The organism is Thermococcus sp. JdF3 (genome assembly GCF_012027495.1).
GTDB lineage: Archaea > Methanobacteriota_B > Thermococci > Thermococcales > Thermococcaceae > Thermococcus.
Genome location: NZ_SNUK01000003.1, coordinates 196,481 through 218,162, shown reverse-complemented (window position 1 = coordinate 218,162; position 21,682 = coordinate 196,481). Strand labels below are relative to the sequence as shown.

At 58.3% G+C, this 21,682-nt stretch carries 6 protein-coding genes; 1 reads left to right on the top strand and 5 read right to left on the bottom strand.

Annotated features, from left to right (window positions below):
• Window positions 1-83: 83 nt before the first annotated feature.
• From E3E42_RS06195 to E3E42_RS06180, 4 genes are read right to left on the bottom strand one after another with little or no spacing between them, the layout of a single operon-like run.
• Window positions 84-1,310, bottom strand: a complete 1,227-nt coding sequence (locus E3E42_RS06195) for a DNA double-strand break repair nuclease NurA (RefSeq protein ID WP_167903417.1) — start codon at window positions 1,308-1,310, stop codon at window positions 84-86.
• Window positions 1,297-3,960, bottom strand: coding sequence for a DNA double-strand break repair ATPase Rad50 (rad50, locus tag E3E42_RS06190; RefSeq protein WP_167903415.1), 2,664 nt, complete (start codon window positions 3,958-3,960; stop codon window positions 1,297-1,299). Before rad50 ends, E3E42_RS06195 begins: the two co-directional genes overlap by 14 nt.
• Window positions 3,957-5,363, bottom strand: a complete 1,407-nt coding sequence (locus tag E3E42_RS06185; protein WP_167903413.1) for an exonuclease SbcCD subunit D — start codon at window positions 5,361-5,363, stop codon at window positions 3,957-3,959. Before E3E42_RS06185 ends, rad50 begins: the two co-directional genes overlap by 4 nt.
• Before the next feature lie 15 nt (window positions 5,364-5,378).
• Window positions 5,379-7,049: an ATP-binding protein gene (locus E3E42_RS06180; RefSeq protein ID WP_167903411.1), complete on the bottom strand. Its 1,671-nt coding sequence runs from the start codon at window positions 7,047-7,049 to the stop codon at window positions 5,379-5,381.
• An 87-nt stretch (window positions 7,050-7,136) separates the two neighbouring features.
• On the opposite strand from E3E42_RS06180, the gene E3E42_RS06175 reads away from it, so the two are divergent.
• Window positions 7,137-8,702 (top strand): dihydropteroate synthase-like protein, encoded by a 1,566-nt coding sequence (locus E3E42_RS06175; protein ID WP_167903409.1) that lies wholly within the window; start codon window positions 7,137-7,139, stop codon window positions 8,700-8,702.
• Window positions 8,703-8,709: 7 nt separating this feature from the next.
• On the opposite strand, the gene E3E42_RS06170 is transcribed toward E3E42_RS06175, so the two are convergent.
• The gene (locus tag E3E42_RS06170; protein WP_167903407.1) at window positions 8,710-21,594 is read right to left on the bottom strand and encodes a right-handed parallel beta-helix repeat-containing protein; all 12,885 of its coding nucleotides are present in this window, start codon (window positions 21,592-21,594) and stop codon (window positions 8,710-8,712) included.
• Window positions 21,595-21,682: the final 88 nt, after the last annotated feature.

Sequence of the window (21,682 nt, the reverse complement as noted above, 5' to 3'; positions counted from 1 at the left end):
CTTTTCTTGTTTTAAACCTCCCGTGAAGCTGTTCCAGGATGATTCTTAACCCACCGATGGGGGGCTGGCCCGCTGGATGGGTCTCACTCCAGCGGCTCCCTGCCGTAGCGGAGGAAGCTGAGGAACCCCTCGTCCTCCCCCACCAGCGCGCTCAGCACGGCGCTCACGTAGGCGTCGAACTCCTTCTTTTTAATGACCACCGAATGGTGGGCGTACTCCAGCGGGATAACGTATTCATCCTCTGCGACGGAGAGTATCATCGACAGGGTTTCGAGGGCATCCCGCTCGCTCTCACCGGGTACCTCCAGAAGGTATATGACGCCGCCGTCCACGAAGCGAACGTAGAAAGGCTGCACCTTTACTCTGTAGCCGTCTTTGGTCTTGTCGAGGAGCCTCATGAGGTTCCCGAAGTGCCCCATGTCCATAAGTTTCTCCACGACATCTGGGAACTTCCTCTTCTCCTCCCTCGAGTACCTGAACGGTACGTAGCCCGCTTCCTTTGAAATCATGTCTAGGACAGGGACGTCGAGCATCGGGGTGCCCGGTCTTACCTGCCTTACTATATCGTCGCGGTAGAAGGTTTTGGCTATCGCGGCAGTTCTGGATGCGAGGAGCCTGTCGAGGGCGTGGAGGAACTCGAGGTACTCCAGGAGGATTATCACGTCCTCGTAATCGTCCTGCCAGCGGGTTATCTTGGCCTCCTCGACGCCCCTCTCCTTGAGCAGCGTGAATATTCCCTTCCTGCCGTCCCCCCTCGCAACGAGAGTCGGGGCGTTTATGATGCCGTCCCTCTCAAGGGTCTCCAGCCAGGACTCCCATTTTTCGTCCAGGAGCTTCAGAAAGCCATCCGCCAGGGCGACCAGCTCGTCGCTGTGCCTCCTGAACATCTTATCGGTGTTACTTCCTATGTAACTGGGAGGGCGAATTATCGAGCCGCTTATCGTGCCGTCCATCAGCACCAGCTCGGCCCCCATCTCCGATGCCATGGCCCCTATGCGCTTCTCTAGGAGCTCCATGTGAATCCTTATCCTCTCGTCAACGTGCTTGTACGGCGACACGAAGCCGACTTCGCTCCAGTGGTACAGGTTCTCCCCGATGGCGACCGAGGCGACGCCGTAGATTATCGCCCCGCTGAGGCGCTTCATCATTCTGCTGCCGTCAACGGCGTAAACGCTGGCCCTTTTGGGCTCGGGGAAGGGCAGCCACTGGTAGCTCTTCGATATCTCCCGGGTGAGTTCTTCCATGAGCTCCAGCTGGTTCTTCAGGTAGTCCCTCATCGCCCTTACGTGGGCGTCGCTAATACGCTCCAATGCTCTCCACCTCCACGCGGCTCTTGCCGCCGACGTTCAGGACCCTTATCACGTAGTCCGCCGCGTCCTTCAGCTCCTCGTCGTGGGAGACTATTATGACCTGCGGTATCTTCCTCAACTGGCTCGATATAATCTCCACGAGCTTCTTCCTGCGCTCCTCATCCAGGAAGGGCGTGGGCTCGTCCAGGATCAGAAGCTCAAGGTTCCCCACCTTGTAGAGCGAGAGCGCCAGGCGGAAGGCCAGGCCGAGCGCTATTCTCTCCCCACCGCTCAGGAATTCCAGACCGACCTCGTTGCCGGCGTAGAGCACCTTCAGCTCTATCCGCTCCTTTCCGAACTTCTTCTCGCGTTTGAGCTTTATCCCCTGGTACTTGCCCTCCGTCATCTCCGAGAAGGTCTCGCCGGCGAGCTTCTGTACCTCCTCGAGCCCCCTGAGTTCCTCCTCGGCCTTGAGCCTCGCTACCTTCTCCTTGAAAGCGATCATGTCTGCCATGGCCTTCTCGACGGTCTCCAGCTCCTTTTCGGCCCCTTCTATCTCCTTCTTCTTTGCCTTCAGCTCGTCGAGGAGCTTCATTACCTCGTCCCTCAGCTCTTCAGCGCCCTTGAGCTCCGTTCTGGCTTTCTCAAGTTCCCTCATGGTTGCCATGTATCTCTTCTCCGCTTCGGCGTAGGCTTCCTCCGAGAACTCCCGCGAGAGTTTTTCCATCTCTGTCCTCAGCTTCTTGAGCTCTTCCCCCAGTTTTCCCAGGGCCTCAACACTCTCATCGTGTTTCTTCTCCAGGAAAGATAGCTTCTTCTTTGTCCTCTCAAGCCGGGCCGGGACGTCCCTGAGCGAGAGGTACTCGCGGTAAGATGGTTCGAGCTCCTTCATCCTTTCCTCAACAGCTTCGAACGAGCCGAAGCCCTCGTTCTTCAGCCTTTCCATTATCCTCCTCGTTTCCCTGCCTATCTCCTGGAGCTTTTTCTCTATCCTCCCCAGCTCGTCTTTTGCTTTCTCAAGCTCCTCAAGCTCCTCCCTGAGGTGCCTCAGCTCCTTCTTTATCTCGATGAGCCTTGCCTTGGCCTTTTCAAACTCCTCCGCGGCCTTCTCGAGTTCCTCCAGGTCGTACTTCGCCAGTTTCTCCTCGACCTCCCTCAGGAGGTCCGCCGTCTTCTTCAGCCTTATGAGCTTTGACTCCCTCTTGATAATCCCCTTGAGCTCGATTTCCCGTTCATTGAGCTGTTTGAGCTTCTTTGATAACTTATTCAGCTTCTTCTCGATGGAGGTTATCTCGGCGTCGTACTCGGCCCGTATCTCCTCCTCGTCGTGCTCCTCGATGGGCCTCTTGCACAGCGGGCAGACCCTGGCGCCTTCCAGCTTCGAGAGGTTCTCGATGAGGCTCTCCTTCAGTCCGTTGAGAGTCGCGATCTCCTCCCTTATTCCGGTCACTTCCCCGCGGAGGTTCTCAAGCTCCTCCTTGGCGTTCTCAACCGCTTTTAGCTCCTTTTCCAGGCTCTCGGGGGTAACCCCTGCCCGCTCGAGCTCCCTCAGGTACCGCTCCGCCTCGGCCTTCCTCTGGAGGGCGCGCTGGTAGAGGCCGTTCTTCCTCTTCAGCTCCTCGTAGGTCTCGCGGAGGGACTTTTCCTCCCCTTCGAGCTCCGCTATCTTTGCGGAGACCTCACCGATCCTGGCGACCCTCTCCTCAAAGACCTTTTTCTTCTCTGCCAGTCTTGCTTCGGCGGTTTCAAGCTTCGACAGCTCGTTCTTGAGGGAGAGGAGCGACTTCAGCTTCAGGTACTCCTTTTCGAGGGGTTCGAGCTCCCTGAGGCGTGCGAGTTTCTCCTCAAGTTCTCCTATCTCCTTCTTTACTTCCTCGATCTGGGCTTCATAGTCCTTTATTCTACCCTTCTCGGCCTCTATCCTCTGCTCCAGGACTGCCCTCTTCTTCTCCAGGCTCTCAAGCTCTCCCTTCCGGGTCTTGAGGCGCGAGTAATCCTCCTCCGCTTTCCTGAAGGCCTCTTCGAGTTCTCCAACCCGCTTCCGGAGCTCGCTTATCCTCCTCAGCGTCTCGGAGAAGCGCCTTTGAGCCTCGCGGAGGTTCTCCTCCACCTCGGCCTTTCTCTCGATGAGCTTCCTGAGGTACTCCCTCCTCCGCTTGAGTTCCCTTATCACGTCAGCCGCGTTCCTCTCGGCGTTCTCGTAGTCCTCTATGCCCAGAACCTTGCGCAGGACCTTTTCCATTACCTCGCGGTTCGTGATTATGCCCTCTATCTCACCCTGCCTTATGTAGAGCGCGTTGGTGAACACCTGAATCGGGTAGACGTTCCTCTCGACCCAGCGCGCCACGTCGGAGCTCTTCTCCGCTATCATATTCCCGTCCTCAAGGAGCTCGCTCTTCTTGGAGTCCCTGGCGATTCTGTAGCTCTTCCCGTTGTGCTCGAACTCCAGCGTTAATCCCAGTCCGCCGGTCGAGCCCACGCGGGTGTTTGCCTGAAGGTAGCCCCTCGGGAAGCTCGGGTGCCCCATGTAGAGGGCCGCGAAAATCGCCTCGAGTATCGAGCTTTTGCCTGCGCCGTTCTGTCCTATCAGCAGGTTTATGCCGTCGCTGAACTCCACCTCACTCATCTCGTGTGCCCTGAAGTTCCTGATCTTTATCCTCCTTATCCTCACGGCTTACCCCTCCTGAGCCACGCGTCGAGGCTCGATGGGTTTTTGGGCTTGGAAACGGGTTTGGGTTTTTTGGGAGGCTCTTTCCCCGGATCTTTTTCCGGTTTGGGCTTCTCCGGCTTGGAGGTGCTCTTGGACACTTTCTCCTCGAGTTCTTCCTTCCTTTCAGTCTCCAGAACTTTCTGAGCTTTTTCCGGGATTCCCTTCTCGTACCTCCCAATCAGCCAGGAGACGAACTCGGTGAGCCCCTCGGAGAACTCCTTCGGGGAGACCCTCAGGTTCAGAAGGAGCTCCCGCTCCCATTCGGTGAACAGCTCCTCCTCGCTCAGCTTCTCCCTGGAAAGCACCGTCTCCCCGACGACCCTGCTCCTGAAGGTGTAGTACATTATCCCCGAATCTTTAAGGAGGTCGTTGAACTCGGCCAGGCTCACTCCGCCTTTAATCGTCCCTTCGAGCGTTATAACCGCTATCGCGTCCTTCGGGACGAGCGAGGCGGCCTCCTCAACCCTCTTCCTGAGCTGGGACTTGCTGCTCCCCTCCACCCTGATCGAGTAGAACGGCCTCGCATCGACCTCTACGAACTCCGGCTGAAAGTCCTCGACGATGTAGAAACCCTTCGGCCCCTCTCTGCTCTCCATTACCTTCGGCTTTTTGTCCCTCAGGGAGTAGCGGATTATGTGGCTCGCCTCCCTTACCTCCGTCCTCTCCAGCGAGCCCGGATAGACCAGAGGCCCGCTCAGGCCTGTCTGGGCCGTTTCCGCTATCCTCCTCACGTGGATGTGGCCGAGGGCGTAGTAGGAAAAGCCGTCGGGAAGCTCGTTGAGCTTCAGGTCAAAGGCGTCCTTGTAGGGCGTGTCCTTGGCGAGGTAATCGACCGCCTGGTGGAGCATCAGGATGCCCTTCTTTCCCTTGAAGAGTGCCCTGAGAACGTTTACAGCGCCGTCTTGCCTTATGAGCTGCCAGCGGGTGTGGTGCCTGAGGCCGTGGATTTCAACGTCCCCGACCTGTCCCCAGACGAGGTAGCGGTTCTCACTTATCTTCCTGCTCCTCTGGAACTCGCCCTCCCTCGGCTCCCTCTTCAGCCCGACGGTGTATATCAGCCCGAGATGCTCGAGGAGGTCGAAGACCGAGGTTTCCCTTATGGTCTTGTCGTGGTTGCCCTCTATCGCAAAGACCGGGATTCCCTTCCGCCTCGGAAGCTCAAGGACCTCAACCGCGTCGCGTATCGTCTTTGGGGACGGCCTGCTCACGTGGAAGAGGTCGCCGGCGATGAGTATGAAGTCCACCCTGGCTTTCACGGCCTTCTCGATGGACTCCCTGAAGACCTTGAGGTAGTCGTCGTAGCGGAAGGGCTGGTTGAACTGCTCCCTGCCGAGGTGGACGTCGGCGATGTGCGCGAACTTCATGGCTCATCACCGGCTTCACAGCGGGAGGGCCTCTATGGCCTCCTCCTCGGTTATCTCCTCTTCCTCATCCCTCCCCGCGAGCCACTCGCCGACGATGTCTATGTCCCCGCCGCCGTAGTGGCCGTTCATATCCCTCTCGAAGCTGTATATCTTCACCATCGCCGGGATCGTTATCGCGTAACCCACTAGGACGGCCTCACCAACGCCGAGGGAGGCAATGTCGCTCAGCAGATCCTCGCTTATCTGCTCGCTCGCCTGCTGGACGTAGCGCTGGTCGTTCGGCTCGACGAGCTTCAGGATTATTTTGGTGTTCGTCTGGCTGAGTATATCGTCGTCCAGCTTCTTCGGCCTCTGCGACACTATTCCGAGGCCGACGCCGAACTTCCTGCCCTCGCGCGCTATCTTGCCGAGCCACAGAGTTGCGGGGTTCTTCTCGCCCCTCGGCGCGAATATGTGTGCCTCCTCCACTATGATCAGCACGGGCCTCGTTAGGGCGGGATACCTCTCGGAAACCTCCCTAACGAGGGCCCTGTCGTTGGTTCTGACGCCCTTAACGTAGTCTATCCTGTTCTTGAGGATTCCGCGAAGAACGAAGCTCGCCAGCGTTATCATCTGCTCCTCTTCCATTCCGCTGAGGTCTATAACGTTCACCATCCCCGGTCTTATCTCGCTCAGCACGTTGACGGGGCTTATGAACTCGCCGAAGTTGGCCCTGAGCTCGCTGAGGTAGTCCTTCAGCCTTATGAGGGCCTCTATGTCCCTTGACTGTATTTTCCTCGGCGTCTCTATGCCCTTCTCGTCGTAGTAGTGGATGATCTTGTCGTCGGTGTTCTCGTAAACCCTTATCCACTCCTCTATCTTATCCTCCATCTCGTGGATGAAGGCAATTCCGCCGACGACCTGCCCTTTCCTCCGCATCTCCTCCCTGACCGTCCTGTAAACCAGCCCCAGGAAGCGTCTCTGCAGACTGGCGTTTTCAGCTATCCCGAGCAGCGTGGCGAACTCGCTGAGCCTTATCCTCCCCGGATCTATCGTGGCCCTTATCGGGTTCACGCGCGCGCCGGGCCAGCTGAGCCTCTGGTATTCCCCGTGGGGGTCGAGAATAACAACCGTAGCGTTGACGCTGCTCACCAGCTCCTTCGTGAGAACCGCTATCGTGTTGGACTTTCCTGCACCCGTGACGGCCAGGACCGCGAAGTGCCTCGAGACGAGTCTGTTGGCGTCCAGCCCCACCTCTATGTTCTCCCTTGCGATGAGCCTGCCGAGACGTATGTGCCCTTCCGAGAAGATTTTCTGGAGGTCCTCGTCCCTCGCGAGGTAGACCTTCTCGCCCGGCTTTATCGGGACGCGGTTCGGGGCGGGCTTCGTCAGAAACTCACCGTCGTGCCTCCTCAGCACACCGAGAACCTTCGCCGTCGCCAGAATCGCCTCGCTCTTGTCCAGGACTCCCTTTGAGAATACGTTCACGGTCTTCTCGACGTAGTCATAGCTCCCCCTGCCGGCGTCCATCAGCCAGTTTACGTTTCTAATTGACTTCAGAAGCGCCAAAACCTCATCCCCGTCCCGGTTCTTAACAACCAGAAATTCCCCGAAGCGGGGCAGCTCGTTCCTCGGGTTCACTATGAACGTGAAGTGATCCGTGCTTGATTCACCAAAAACTATTCCAACGGCACCGTTTCCGACCATATTACCACCCTGAGTTGATTGGATTTGGGGAAACAAAAACCTTTCGCCGGCCAAAACCCTAAAAGGCCCCGGGTGCTATCTGGTAACATGAGCGAAATCCCCTGTGAAAGGATTCTCCTGGTTACGGGCAGGCTCGCGGAACCCCTCGTTAGAAAGTACGGAGAAGGCTGCGACGTCTTCGTTACACCGGTGAGCGTTGCCGCCTTCCTAACGCCCGGGATGATAGTCCGCTATCTAAAAAAGGCCGGTATAAAGAGCGACGACTACGACCTGATTCTGATTCCAGGTCTCGTTCGCGGCTCTGCTCAAATCATAGAAGACGAACTCGGAATCCCCGCCTTCAAGGGGCCCAGGAACGCGATGGACATTCCCCAGACGCTGAAGGCGGTTGAAAACGGCTTCAAACTGAGCAAAGAGGTTCCGGCCGACGAGCTCTTCTCCTTCGACGCCCTCAGGAGGGTTGAGGACATAAGGAACAAAACGAGGAACAGGAACTACATTGAGAAAGCCCTCAAAAAGCCCTGGAACGTCCTCATAGGGAATCTTCCGGTCGGAAGGGACTTTCCGGCGAGGATACTCGGCGAGGTCGTCGATGCCCCGAGGCTCGGAGTTGAGGGAACCGTTGAGAAGGCCCTCCACTATCTCCGCGAGGGAGCCGATATAATCGACATCGGGATGATAGCGGGCGAGACGAACCTCGACTTCATCGAGCTGATCCCTGAAATACGCGAGAGGCTTAAAGAGAAGGGCTTCGACGTCCCGGTAAGTTTTGACTCGCTCAACACGGCCGAAATCGAGAAGGCCCTGAGCTACGCCGACCTCCTCCTGAGCGTTGATGCCGGCAACCTTGAGGAACTCGTAACCGAAAAGCCCGTCGTTTTAATCCCGACCAACCAGAAGGAAGGCTTCTTCCCGACCAAACCTGCTGAGAGGGTCGAGTTCCTTGAGGGGCTGAAGGAAAGGGCCCTTGACCTCGGTTACAAGGTGGTGATCCCGGATTTAATACTCGAGCACGTCCCCCATCTGGCGCGCTCTGTAACGGCATTCCAGCTCTACCGCGAGAGGAATCCGGACGATGTTCTTCTGGCGGGGGTTGGAAACGTCGTCGAGCTCTACGACGCCGACAGCGTCGGGATGAACGCCCTGCTCGCTGGAATCGCGAGGGAGCTTTCAATAAACCTGCTTCTCACAACGGAGACGAGCGCAAAGGCGAGGGGTTCTGTAAGGGAGCTTAGAAGGGCAATAGACATGAACCTCTTTGAGATGCCGAAGGATTTAGGCTTCGACCTGCTGATTTTAAAGGAGAAGAGAAGCCCGGAGTGGAGCTTCGAGCCGGCTGAAAAGGTCGTCGAGGCCAGGGAAAGGCCGGTGGAGCTTGAGCCACTCTACTTTCGCATCTGGGTCGAAAACGGAAGGATATGGGTGAACGCCCATCGAGGAACCGAGGCCATTCTGACGATAGTGGGCGACGAGCCGAACGCGATAATCGACACGATCCTTGAGCGCTTTGAGATAGGTCCAAGGCACGCCTTCTACCTCGGCAGGGAGCTTGAGAGGGCTTACACAGCTTTAAGGCTCCGTAGGAGCTACGTCCAGGAGGTCAAGCTTTTCCCGGACTTCTACGCTCCACCGGATAAAGGTGTGGAAAAATGAAAGCGCCTCACCGCCTCCTGTATGCGTAGGCTAAAAGCGCCAGAATAGCCAGCGCCGCAAGAACGTAATAGGTCGTGTTACTCCCTTCCGGAGCCCCCGCGGGGGCCGTTTCGGTCGGGCTTTCCGTGTGGGTCGGTGTTTCCGTCTCTTCCTGGATCTCATGTTCCTCCTGTGTGACTTTCACCGCAACGGCGAAGATGGAGAGGGACGGGACCTCCGCGTGGTAGTGGAGGTAGTTTACGTCCTCGTAGTCCAGAACCGGGACGTATTCCTCCCAGCCCCCACCCCTGCGGAGAAGAGCGAGGTTCTCGGGGCTGGCATTGTTCTCCTCGAACCATCTCTTCGGAACCCTGAAGTACAGGGTGACGTTTTCCACGCTCCAGTTCCCCGGATGGGTGACATTGAAGGTCGAGTACACCGCGTAGCCCGTGATCTCTCCTCCTGGCTCCTGAGAGACGGCTATTGGGCCTTCAACCTCCTCCGGGGCCACGAGGGAGATCATGTTGAGGTCCGTCCCGAACTCAAACACCATAAACCCGGAGCCCTTTACAAGCGTTCCGGAGGCTTTTTCCGGCGCGATCCGGGGTTCTATTATCTCGACCGTAAAGTCCCTCGATGTGCTGAAGTTTCCGGCCATGCAGGTGGCCCCAAGTGTGTGCTTTCCTACCTTCAGGCCGTCGGTGGGCACGAAGATTCCTCTTCCGGTCCTTCCGTCGAGTCTCCACTCCACCACGCATTCTTCCGGTGCCGTTATGGTGATTCTCTTTCCCGCTTCGAGTGTCAGCGGAAAAGCATTCAGCTCCGGGGCCTTCACGCTTCCCCTGACAACTGTTACAACGTCGTCCAGAACCCCGACGGAGGCGTTACCGGTCACGTGGATCGTCGTCGAGTTCAGTGGGACGAAGGAGGGCCTTATCTCGATGACGTCCCCGTAGTGTCCAATCCGGGTTACGTTGGCCAGGGTGACGTTTGCGTTCGCGAAGATTTCTATCCCCGTTTCCTCCTCGCACGGAAGGGAGTTCAGGATTCCGGAGGCTGTGATGGTCACAACTCCCCCCGCAGTGGAAACGTTCCAGAGGGGCTTCTCCGCGAAGTATGCCCCAAGGAGCATCCCCATGGTGCCCTCGTCCCTGAGTGCCCTCAGGAGACGCCCCGCCCCCTCGGCCGTGGGTTTCATGGTTATCGTCACGTTGCCGAGCATCTCGCCCCTTCTCCGGCCCCTCACGCTGGTTCTTATCCAGAGCAGGGTTCCGTTGAAGAGGGCCGCTGTGGGCAGGCTTTCCGTGGAGCTCACGTAGCTGGCGCGGTAAACGTCCACATCGCCCAGGGACAGCGACACGTTTCCAATGCCCGCTCCAACGCTTCCCCCTCCGAGCACCGTCACATTGGAACTCTCAGCGTGCACCGTGAAGTTGCCGGGCGGGTCGAGGACGTATATCGTTCTGCTCCCTGGAACCGGGGCCAGAACCACGTATGTGACGAACTGGGACATGTCGAAGGTGTAGGTCACTATCGCCCCAACGCCCTTCCCCACTTTCTTCTCGTATTCATCCTGCTCAGCGGGCGTCAGTCCCTTGTAGTAGCTCGTCTTCTTCAGCTCCTTTAGAACCGCCTTCTTGGCGGCCTTTTTCAGGCCCTTCTTCAGCCCGGCCGTTCCCACGGCACTTCCAGCGCCGACGACCTCACCCCTGTCCCCCGTGTAGATTCCCTTGGCTATCTTGGCGAGGTTGTAGTAGAGGTTCATGTTGTTGAGCGCTATTATCGTCTCCAGGAGGAGTATCTGAAGGTCCTCGTCCAGCACTATCGCCTTGACGAGCTTTCCAAGAACCTCTGCCTGTTGGGCAACGGGAAGCTCCTCAAGGTTCTCCAGGCTGTTGTAGTACTCCCTGTCCATGCCGTAGTTCTCCTCGAGCCTGGCAAAGGTGTCTATACCGACAGGGGCTATGGCCGTCTCGTTGCTCGCTATGATGGCCGCGTCTACCTCGTCCCTCCTGGCGCTGGAGTTTATCGACTCGAAGCTCTCAGACTCCGTCTGGAAGTCCACGGTCTCGGCCAGGTTCACCACCTTCACGGCGGTGTGGGCGAGGGCGATGGTTATCGTTTCGGCCGGAACCTCCACACCGAGCACTCCCAGGAATGCCTCAAGCGTGGATGCGAAGACCTTGAGGATGTTCCCCGTCATCGAGGGCATGGCACCCACTACGATCCTGTAGTGGGGTATCGTCCTGTTGGGTTCGAGGCTGTTGTCGGCTATCGCCCTCATCGTGAAGTCGGGCGGTATGAAGTGGTACCACAGGTAGCCCTCGCCCGGCCCGTAGGAGCCCTGGACGAAGTAGTCGTAGTACACGTTCCCGTTGGTGTTGTGCAGCTCAACGTAGGTTTTGCCGTTCTTCACCGCGAGCACCTTGACCTCTATCGGGTCCATCCTGACGTTCTGAACCACGAAGGTCTTGTTCAGGGCCTTCACCGGTCTCTCCTTGTAGTTCAGGCTAGGGGTGTAGTAGGTCTTCTCGTCCTCGCTCCTGTAGTAGAACATGGCGTTCGTGAGGTAGTCCCCGCTGAAGTTCACAGGCGGGATTATCACGGGAGGAACGTCCGCCCACCAGTCGATGAAGAGATACTTGCCGCTCTTCTCGACCCCGACGGGGGCGCTTCCGAGGAGGTCAAAGGAGCCGGGGCTAGTGTCCGCAAGGGCCGAGGAGTTCGGGAATATGTATGCGCTCTGCCCGCGGAGTATCTTCTCCCCGGGATACCTCTCGGGTATATGGTCCGTCAGGTCTATCATCAGCACCTCCGCATCCCTGTCGCCGATGTTCTCGTAGCTAAGGTCGAAGTGGTGGCTTTCGGCAGCTTCGACGGTATCGTCGCCGTCCCCGTCGTAGGGCGGGGTGTTGTGGCAGTCGTTGGGGAAGCTCTCGCAGTAGGCCCTGGAGTACGGGTACATGGTGTAGTGTGTTATCTCGAAGACCGGGCCGAGGGTGAAGCCCACCCTCACGGGTACATCTGCCCTCAGCAGGTTGTCCTCGTCGTAGAGCTTGACCCTGACGGTGAACCTTTCCAGGTCCGGCAGTTCATCGGGCAGCACGTCCCACGTCATGGTTCCCCAGTCGTATTCAACGACAGGTATCACGAACTCCAGGTTCAGGGACCCGTTGGGCGGCAGGTAGGCGATTCCCTCGACCTTTCCGGTGTGCCTCTCGATGTACTCCGGCAGTTCCAGCACGACCCTCGCCGTTCCGTTCATCAGCCCGGTGTTCCTCAGGCTCACCGTGACGCACGCCATCCTGTCCCAGTTCAGGGCGAAGTCATGCGGCCCCTCCGTGTAGTCGTCGTATTTAACCGTGTAGAGCGAGTAGACGTTGGTGGCGTTTTTGACGCTGACGTTCTCCAGCACAACCTCGGCGTTGGCGAAGTAAACCCTCACGGAGCTCGTGAGATTCTTGCCGGTTGAATCCGTGGCCGTGAACCTCAGAACCCCCGGACCGGTGAGGTTCATCCCGAGCGTGTCCACGAGTATGTAGTCGTCGTAGGTGGTCGAGCCGACGGAAACCTCGGCCAGCGTTTCCACGCTTCCGTTTCTCTCAAGGGAGTAGGTGACCTTTGAGATGCCGTCCCTGGATACGGCCTTTCCGGCTAGGGTTATCACTCCTTTCACGGACCCGTTTTCAACGGGGATTACCTCCAAAAAGGCCGAGAGGAGGCTGGAACCCCAATCTTCCCCGGTCTCGGTTGAGTTGTACACAACCGGCTTCCAGTTCCTCGCGAGTATGTCGTAGTCCTCCCTGATGGTGCCATCGCGGGTGTACATTAGCCCCTCCTGGTAACTCTGCACCATCTCCGGCTCCTCACCGCCCCAGTCAATGTTGAAGAGCATCTGGGCGGAGGGGCCCTCTACGAGCACGTCCCTTTCGTTCACCAGGGAATCGGAGCGTATTCCTGGCGTTGGAGTCGAGTTTATGAGCAACCCAAGGTCGTTGTTCTGGATCAGGCTCTTCGTGAGCTCAACGTAGCCGCTCCCGTCCCTTCCCTCGAATAGAACCCCAACGGAGTTCCCGACGATGGTTCCGTGCGTTATGGACAGCTGATTGCCCCTCGTGTAGGCGTCTCCCCCTGCGTTAACCCTTATGCCGATGTTGTTGCCGTAGATCACGCTGTTGTCTATCCGGCCGGTGACGTTGGAGGTCTCTATCCCAACGCCGTTGTTCATGACGTAGGAATCCTTAACCACGATCCTTGCACTCTTCAGTCTTATCCCGACGTCGTTGTCATACACCTCGCTTCCGGTTACGTTGACCTCGCTCGTGGCCACTATTCCGCAGTCAAACCCGTGTATCCGGGAGTTCTCCACCTTCATCATCCCGTAATCGGTCATCTTGAGTCCCGTTCCGCTTCCCTGGCCGATTAGCTCGCTGTTGATAAGCTCAATCCTCCCGACGGCCTGCAGGGTGCCGTGTATCCGGGAGTCCGAGACGGTGACCCGGGAGAGGTATCCGAAGCTCATCCCAGTGTTGATCTCGTCCCTCGCGAACATAACCCTGCTCCCGTAGCCGCTCACCTTCCCGTTGAGAACGCTGTCAGTTACGGAGGCCAGGCCGCTCTCCAGCGTCAGGGAGGCCCTGAAGGCTCCGAACTCCGGGTACGGGTAGCCGGAGGGGACCTTAACGAGGACGGCTATCAGGTTGTCCCCCGGAAGCAGGTAGGGGGCCACATCAACGCTTCCCGAGTGGGGCTTTCCGTGTGCGCCCAATCCTGCGAACGAAACGCCTCCGAGCCTTCCATCGTTCACGGCCCTCCGCCCGTTCACGTAAACCTCCACCCTTCCGACGGCGGAGTAGAACAGAGTGGCCCTCACCGGAAGCTCCTCCACGCTGAACGTCCTCTTGAGATACAGCAGGGTGAAGGTTCCAAGTTCCGTACCAGAGTTCCAGCCCAGCGGTGCCGTCGAGGAGCGTGCAACAAAGGGGCCTGTGCCCAGGCTCATGCCCTCCACGTCCCGCGAGTAGTACCAGTTCTCCGGGAGCGTATTCGTGCTGTAGTACCATCCGGCGTTTGAGCCGAAGGCCACCTCACCGCTGAGACCCCCGCTCAGGGACTCGTCGTCGGTGTTGAAGCTCAGCTCGCCGTCGATTACGCTGCCCCTTATCAGGAACCATCTGGAGTCGGTGACGATGCTGCCGTTCTGGAGCCTGGAGTTCAGGAAGACGAGGTGTGCCTTTTCCTCGCCGGAAGCCTCCTGGATGAGAACCCCTTTGAGGACGCTGGCGTCCCCATCGGCGGGGTCTGTGGCCGGAATGCCGTCTTCGTCCTCCACCCTGAGCGTCCCACCGCCGTGCACGGTTATACTTCCGCGGTTCAGGGTGTAGCTGACTACGGACAGAACGCCCCTCACGTCGCAGCTGACCTCGTCCGCAGCACCTCCCTTCAGCGACGCCCTCGCTCCCGGACTCACCAGAACCTCGGTGTAGCCGACGCTTCCCCTGATGTCTCCACTCAGGTTGCTGTCCCGGAGGGAGAGGGTGCTCAGCTCCCTTATCAGGAAGCCCTTACCTCCCACGCTGGAGTTTTTGAACGTCAGGATTTTTCCCGCCGAATCCACCAGCACCGCGTAGCCTTCCCCGGGCTCTATCTTTGAGCGGTTGAAGGTCGCGCTCCCCCCGTTTACCACCACGTTGCCCCCGACAACGCTCAGGTTCGTGAAGACCGCTTCCCCGCTCCAGTAGCCTCCTCTCAGGTCGATGAAAATCCCCGCCTCGCGTGGGTTCTCCACGAGGACGTCCCTGAAGACCGCGTTCCTCCCGTTGTCGTTTATGAGATGGATCCCGTAGGTACAGTCCCTTACAGTTACGTTTTCGATCCTTCCCTCGCTCACGTCGCCGATCGCTATTCCTCCCCCGCCCGTGACGAGGGTGTTTGTGATATCAAAGCTCCCACCTGTAAAGAGGCCGCCCTCAATCCTGCTTGAGTCAATACTAACCTCGGAAATTTCAAAGGTGAACTCCCCCGCGAGCAGTGCCCTTTCAACCCTTACCGTTCCATCAACGAAGCTCCCAACTTTACCGCCCTCAAGGGTTGAGTCCTCTACCTCCAGCTTTCCGGAGTCGCCCCATAGTCCGCTTGCGTTTCCTATCAGCGAGCCCTCAAGGACTCTCAGACTTCCATTCACCCCCACTCCTCCGCGGAGATGAACCTTACAGCCCCTGAGCGTCAGGTTGCCGGTTTCATCCACGGCCAGTCCACCGTTCACGGTGAACTCGTGGCCGATGCACTCTTCTGTATCGTTCACAAGCCAGTCGCCGTCGCTCGGCGGACCGAGGAACACTGAAACATCCCGTCTCGCTTCTACACCGCACCCGCTCACGGCTATAACCGAGACCGTGTTCTCACCCGGCCTCAGAAGGCCCGTGAGGTTTGCACTCCCGTTGAACTCCCCCCATGGCCCCCCGTTGATGGAGTAGTAGAACTCCCTCACAGGAACACCGTTGGTGACCTCCGCGGACACGATGACCTCTTCATCGCGGTAGTAGAAGTCCTTCAGGTTCACCGACAGGTCGGGCTTCTCCGGGTTTTCACAGACGGTCAGCTCCTTCTCTGCCGTGAGCGAGCGGGCACAGTCGTCGGTAGCCCTTACCTCAAGGTGCACGGGGATCTTCTCCTCGGCTCCCTTCAAAACGGCGTCCCTTATCCCCCAGAGGTCGAGGGTGAAAATGGCCCTGACGATGTAGAGCCTCCCTACCTTCCCCCAGAAGGGATCCTCGACCTCTTTAAATCCAACCACCTCAAACTCCGGCTCAAAGGTGCCGTTTACGCTCTCACCCCGGACGGAAGCCCTGTAGGAGTACTCCCTCGCGAGGCTGTTTGTTACGAACGTGAACTCCACCGGGAAGAGGAGAGAGTCCTGTCCTCCTGTGGATTCTATCGTCAGGGAGCTTCCATCGGCAAAGCATTCCCTTTTTACCGAAAACCTCCGGACGGTAGTCCTTGCGGTTCTTCCGTACACGTCCGTCGCCGATATCGAGAAGCTGTACTCTCCGCCGGGGATAACGGTGAACCTCGCCCTGCAGGCGTTCCTGGTCACCCCAGCCGGCAGCGATACACCGTTCCAGGTAACCTGACATTCCCTGAGCGATACGCTCGATGCCACAGCCACCGTGACCTCCCGAACCTCGCTCTCAAGGACAGTTCCGTTCTCGGGGGTGGGTTTCACGTAGTAAATCACAAAGTTTGGCAGTGGCACCGTGAAAGCTATACTCACCGGCTTTCCGATGTTCCAGTATCTGTCGAAGGTCCTCACGTACAGGACGTGCCTCCCGTGGGCGAGGTTCATCGAAAACTCCATTTCCTCACCCGGGTCCCCCGTGAGGTTGGCAACGAGTGAGGAGTTCCAGTCCATGACCTTCTCTCCCTTCTCGCCCTCAATCTCCTTCGGATCGAGGTACAGTTCAACCCTCTCGAAGTCATCGTTGGTGGGGTTCCTCCACCTTGAGGTGAACCCCGAAGTGCTCGTGCTGACCGTCAGGTCTGCAACCGGCTCTGGCGGAGTGGTATCGACGACGTGAACCGTGTATCTAAGCCTGGCCTCGTTCCCTGCCCTGTCCCTCACGACGATGAGGTAAACATCATCCCCCACCTCCCGGGTCCTGACAGGGAAGCCAAAGGGAACACCGCTCTCGTAGCTTCCTCTCCATACGGGCGGCTCCAGCAGGTTCGGAAGCGGGTTACGGTAGACCTCGTAGACCAGCGGGTGCTCGTCGGTGGCGTTCACCTCGATGGACGCTCTGGAGAGCCTCTCCACCTCAAAGGTTCCCGGCGCGATGGGGCTCATGTTTCTCCCATGCACCCATTCAATAAGCGGCGGGGTTGAGTCGACCGCTATTGTCCTCCTCCCGCTCGTTCCCCTGTTGCCCCCAAGGTCGGTGCCGTAAACCATGAAGGAGTATTCACCATCGGAGGAGCAGAGCTCTCCGGTGTAGCTCCAGAGCCTCCCCGATCCTGACATCGTGAAGTTCCCTCCGTCCATCTCCAGGACGGCAGAGCCGAGGGGCTCGCTGGCGTTTACCGTGACAGTGAATGTGCAGGTGTTGATGAGGGAGCCGTTTTCCGGTGTTGGCGGGACGAACCGGAGCGCTGGCGGGGTGGTGTCAATCCTGAAGGTTCTGCGCTCCGTTTCGTTGGTGTTGCCCTCTATGTCCGAGGCCTCGATGTAAAAGCTGTATTCCCCGTCCTCAAGCGCCATCGACAGGCTCCAGTTCCTTCCGGAGCCGTTCATTTCGTACGCGGTCCCGTTCAGGTAAAGCAGGGCCTGCGAAAGGTTCTCGTTCGAGAGCAGCCTGAACTCCACCGTGCTCTCGTTCAGAATCGAGCCGTTCTCCGGGGTGGGCGGGAGCAGGGCAAGGGCCGGAGGCGTTCTGTCCCTCACCCTAATCTCCACGGTTTTCTCGCTCTCCCATCCGAAGGTGTCGTTGGCCCAGATCCTGTATTCCACGATTCCGGGTTCGGAGGCCTGGAAGGTTAATCTGAGCGTGGAGTTGCTGGGGTACCCTCCTTCCTCTTGGAGGGCTTCGTCAAGGTACACCCTGTAACTGTCCGGGTGGACGTCGTTTATCACCGCTTCCACGGTCACCGATGTCCCCTCGTCCACCTCCCCCGGACAGTTCACCGTTATTTCCGGAGGCTTTCCGTCGGAGTCAAAAGCCACCTCCCCGCTCGCTGCCCCGTTTCCGCGTTCGTCCGTTCCGTACGCCCTGATGACGTGGTGACCATCAGTCAGGGAAACGTTCAGGCTCCAGCTCTTTCCGGAGCCGAGCATCGTGTGGTTTACTCCGTCCAGCTCCAGAACCGCCGATGAGAGCTCCCTGTTCGCCTCAACCCTGACCTCCACATGGTTCCCCTTCACCCTCGACCCGTTCCCGGGCGCGGTGATGATCACATCAAGGGGTGCCTCTGGTCTCCTTACCCTCATGAGCCACCAGTGCCTCGCGAGACCGTTCCCGTTACCGGCGATGACGCTCACGTTCCAGAGGCCCGGAATCAGGGTCGAGTTCGTGTACGTGGATTCGTTTCCTACCTCTTCAAAAACCTCCGTCCCGTTAACGAACCACGTGACGTTTGCAATCTGGTTGAGTTCCACCGAGAAGACCGCTGTCCCGCTGTGGGGAAGCTCCACCTCATTGCCCTCTGGGGAGAATGAGATTATCCTCAGCCTTTCCCCGACGCGGAAGCACAGCTCCGGTGTCTCGTTCTCGTTCCCGAAGGTGTCGTTTGCCCTGATGTACCAGCAGAAGACCTTCCCCGCGAAGTTCCCGTCGGTGTTTATGCTCCAGTTGCTCCAGCCGCCGGCGATTTCGAGAGGAACCTCGCTCCAGACGAAGGCTCCATCAACGAAGGTCGCGTTCGTCACCAGAACGGCCCCGTCGAGATGGGCATCGCTCCACCTCGCGAATACCTCAATGCTCTCCCCTTCAAGAACCTCGTCCGAACTCTGGCCGTATTCGATGAACCCCGGGGCCGTTGCATCTATCTCTATCGTTCTCTCCTCGGTGGCGTTGCTAACTCCGTCGGCCGAGCCGTAAACGCGGAAGGTGTAGGTTCCATCGGCGAGGTTCTCCTTGGTTGCCCACCAGTTTCTTCCGGAGCCGCTCATGCTCTCGTTGACGCCGTTCCATTCGAGGGTTGCGCTTTCAAGGTCGAGCGACGAGGTGACGTTTATAACCACCGTTCTCACGTTGAGCCTTGCCCCGTTTTCCGGCGTTGGCTCGACGAAGCTCACCGTGAGGCCCGGCCTCGGATAGACGTACCACGCCCAGAACTGGCTCGCCGAGCCGTTGGCGTTCTCTACCGCCGCCCTTACCCCGTGCTCGCCCTCTCCAGCGTCGGAGTTGGTGTAGGTGGACGTTTCGACGTTCTGCTCCGTCTTCACGGGGCTCCCGTCGAGGTACCATGTGACGTTCACGACCTGGCTCGCGGTTATGCTGAAAGTCACGGTATCGCCGACGTAGCTCTCGACGGGGCTTTCGGGGGAGTGAGAAACTATCTCCGGCGGCTCATAAAGCCGGAAGCACTCGGTTGGGGTCGAGTTCCAGTGCTCCAGGGAGTCCGATGCTTCTATGCGCCAGCAGTAGAGACCCGGATCAAGCCCCTCGGTTGAAATCGTGAAGTTGCTCCATCCCTCGCTCCCCTCGAAGAAGGTATCGTCTATCCAGTCCCATGCCCCTCCCTCGGTTGCGTTCGTGACGAGCCTCGCGTAGCTGAGATGCGGGTCGCTCCAGAGGGCGTGAACGTGAAGCTCCCCTCCGGGTGGGATTCCAGCTTTGTCCTGCCCAACCTCCGAGTATTCCGGTGCCTTCGTGTCAACCTCAAAGCTCCGTCCCTCGCTCGTTCCGTTGTTGCCAGCTAAGTTAGTCCCGTAAGCTTTGAAAGTGTGAACCCCGTCCGAAACGTCGGCCTCGTAGTGCCAGTTCCTCCCGGAGCCGAGCATGGTGTGGTTTGCTCCATCGAACTCGATGAGGGCTTCACTTAGGTTCTCGTTCGAGGTGACGTTGATAACTACATGGGAGTATCCGATGAGGGCACCATTCTCTGGAGTCGGCTCAACGAAGGTCAGAACCGGAGGCGTAACGTCGTTCTCCTCCTGGGCCAGCGGGGCAAAGATGCTGAACTGCGTCAGGTTCGCTTCGACAAGGTTCTTCGATGTGTCCAGGCTCCCTCCGCTCGTCCCATCGAGCGTCCAGTCCTCATTGAAGCGCCATATCTCCAGGGTGTCCTCTCTGAGGCCTCCCAGCGATGAATCGTCGTAGTAAAGGCCCAGATGGAGCCAGGAATCGGCGTCTATCTCCAGGTACTCCCCAACGTCCCCGTAGCCCTCCGGGGGAGCGGGTCTGTTCTCCGGCGAAACACCCCTCAGGAGACAGTTTTCAGGGCAGACTATCTCAGTCTGTACTCCGTTTATCCTGTTTCCGCTCAGCGAACCTTTGAACTCCCCGATAACGAGTATCGCCCACGCGTTCTCCTCCGACAGGTTGGTCGTCAGTCCGTTGTTGTCTATCGAGGAATCTTCCGCCAGGTACAGATAGAGCGCGTAGCCGGGGGTTTCCCCCACGCCGCTTATCGAGACCGTGTTGTCGTAAACCCGTGCCGAGGAGTAGAACACCTCTATCCCATCGGCGCTGTCGCCCTCAGTTACAACGGTGTTCCCGTAAACGTCGCTTTCGCCGTCCGTCTCGTAGACGTAGATTCCGACCCCCTGGAAGCCCGAGACGCTCACCTCGTTGTTCCTGACCACGTGATTTCCACCGTAGCTGAGGTAGATTCCGTAGCGCTCGCTCTCCCCGGCCTCCCTTATGATGATATTGTTGTTCTCGACCGTGCAGTTCCCCACGTCATCGAGCCAGACCCCGATGTTGGAAACCGACGAGTCTATCTCAAACCCCCTCAGCGTGACGTTGTCCGAACTCACGTAGAAGACCGGCTTTTTCCCGTTCTCCCATTCGGAGCCGTCGCCGGTTACGCGGGCATTTTCGCCCGTTTCCACGGTCAGGGGCTTGTCCACCTCGACGCTCTCCGGGTACGTCCCGGCGAGGACCATTACCGTCCCGCCCTTGACAGCCCCGTCTATGCCGTCCTGGAGCGGGGTCTCGCTGGGGTTCAGCTCGCCTCCCTCGTACCACCAGCCGCTCTCGTTTACGTAGACGGTTTCGGCCGGTGTGAGCGTCGTTGCCGTGTCGTTCACCCAGGTGGTGTTCACGTTCCCGGAATAATCCCTCGTGAGGATTCCAATCGTATGGGTCTCGCCCGGTGACAGCTCGTCGAGCCACCACTCACCCTCGTCGGTCTCGCCCTGAAACTCCCCGTCGATGTAAACGAGGGCAGTCTCGAAGTCCTCATCCTCCGGGTTCTTCCACGTCCAGTGTATATAGTCGGTCCCAACCTCGTGGGTGAGGTTCTCAACGGTTCCCGGCGGAGTTGTGTCTTCCTCGCTCGCGTTCACATAGAAGTTCACCTGAGCCATTCCTCTCTCGTCGCCGGCCAGGGCGTATACCACGAGGAGGTTCTCCCCGTTCGGCGCCGTTATGGTGGTGTTCGGGGTGAACGTCACGTTCTCTCCACTGTTGAGCGAGTAGCGCCACTCATCAACCGGCTTGTTGGCGGTGACGTTCAGGTCTATCACGGACGTGTCGTACTCCCTTTCCTCCGGGGAAACGATGGTCACCTCAAGGGGCTCGTCCTCCGGAAGGGCCGGCTCGTACTCAACCGCGGCGTTGTCAAAGTACATGTGGGAGTAGATGGAAGAATAGTCCCAGCCTCCTATAACCAGCTGGAAGTTTGTTGCGTTCTCCAGGCCTGTGGTTGGCACTGTCTTGACCAAACTCCCGCCCTCCCAGTATTCGAAGTGATCCTTGTAGAGAACTACCTTGAATGTGACGTAATCTCTGGGAATGGCTCTATAGTTCGTTATCGAGCCCTCAGGCCGGTCGTATGTTATCTTATCCGCTGGCCAGCTGACATAGCGTACACCGATGTAGTTGCCAGAGTTAGTGTCATAAATCCTGAACCACATCTCTGCTGTTCCCGGATCTGTGAACTTCCAGCTTCCCGAGAAGATAACGTAACTCCAGTTGTTTATGGGAATCATAGAGCTCCGAAGGAACGCATGCCCGTTCTCGATTCCCTGATGCCCATAGGTAATGAATTGGGCTTCTCCGTTTGCTTCGGTGTAGCTGTTCCCGCTACCGACAACATCCTCTGTCCACTTATCCGTATCGAGGCTGTTGTCGTTGAAGTCGTCCTGAAAAACGTACGTTTCCTGGGCCCCGACAACATGGGAAACGCCGACGAAGCCCACGTTTAGATAGGAGGCTAAGAGGAGGTAAATAAGAAATATAACCCTTTTTCTCATTTTCTCACCTTCTCGAAGAAGAGACCCTAGCTGTCGGGTGTGTGAGGGTGATTAGAGGGGCCTTGATTGGAGGCAACAGTTAGGGCCC

Bases quoted from the DNA above. Each gene is read 5' to 3' on its own strand.
- E3E42_RS06185 (WP_167903413.1), bottom strand. From the start codon at position 5,363: ATGAAGTTCGCGCACATCGCCGACGTCCACCTCGGCAGGGAGCAGTTC.
- E3E42_RS06180 (WP_167903411.1), bottom strand. From the start codon at position 7,049: ATGGTCGGAAACGGTGCCGTTGGAATAGTTTTTGGTGAATCAAGCACG.
- E3E42_RS06175 (WP_167903409.1), top strand. From the start codon at position 7,137: ATGAGCGAAATCCCCTGTGAAAGGATTCTCCTGGTTACGGGCAGGCTC.
- E3E42_RS06170 (WP_167903407.1), bottom strand. From the start codon at position 21,594: ATGAGAAAAAGGGTTATATTTCTTATTTACCTCCTCTTAGCCTCCTAT.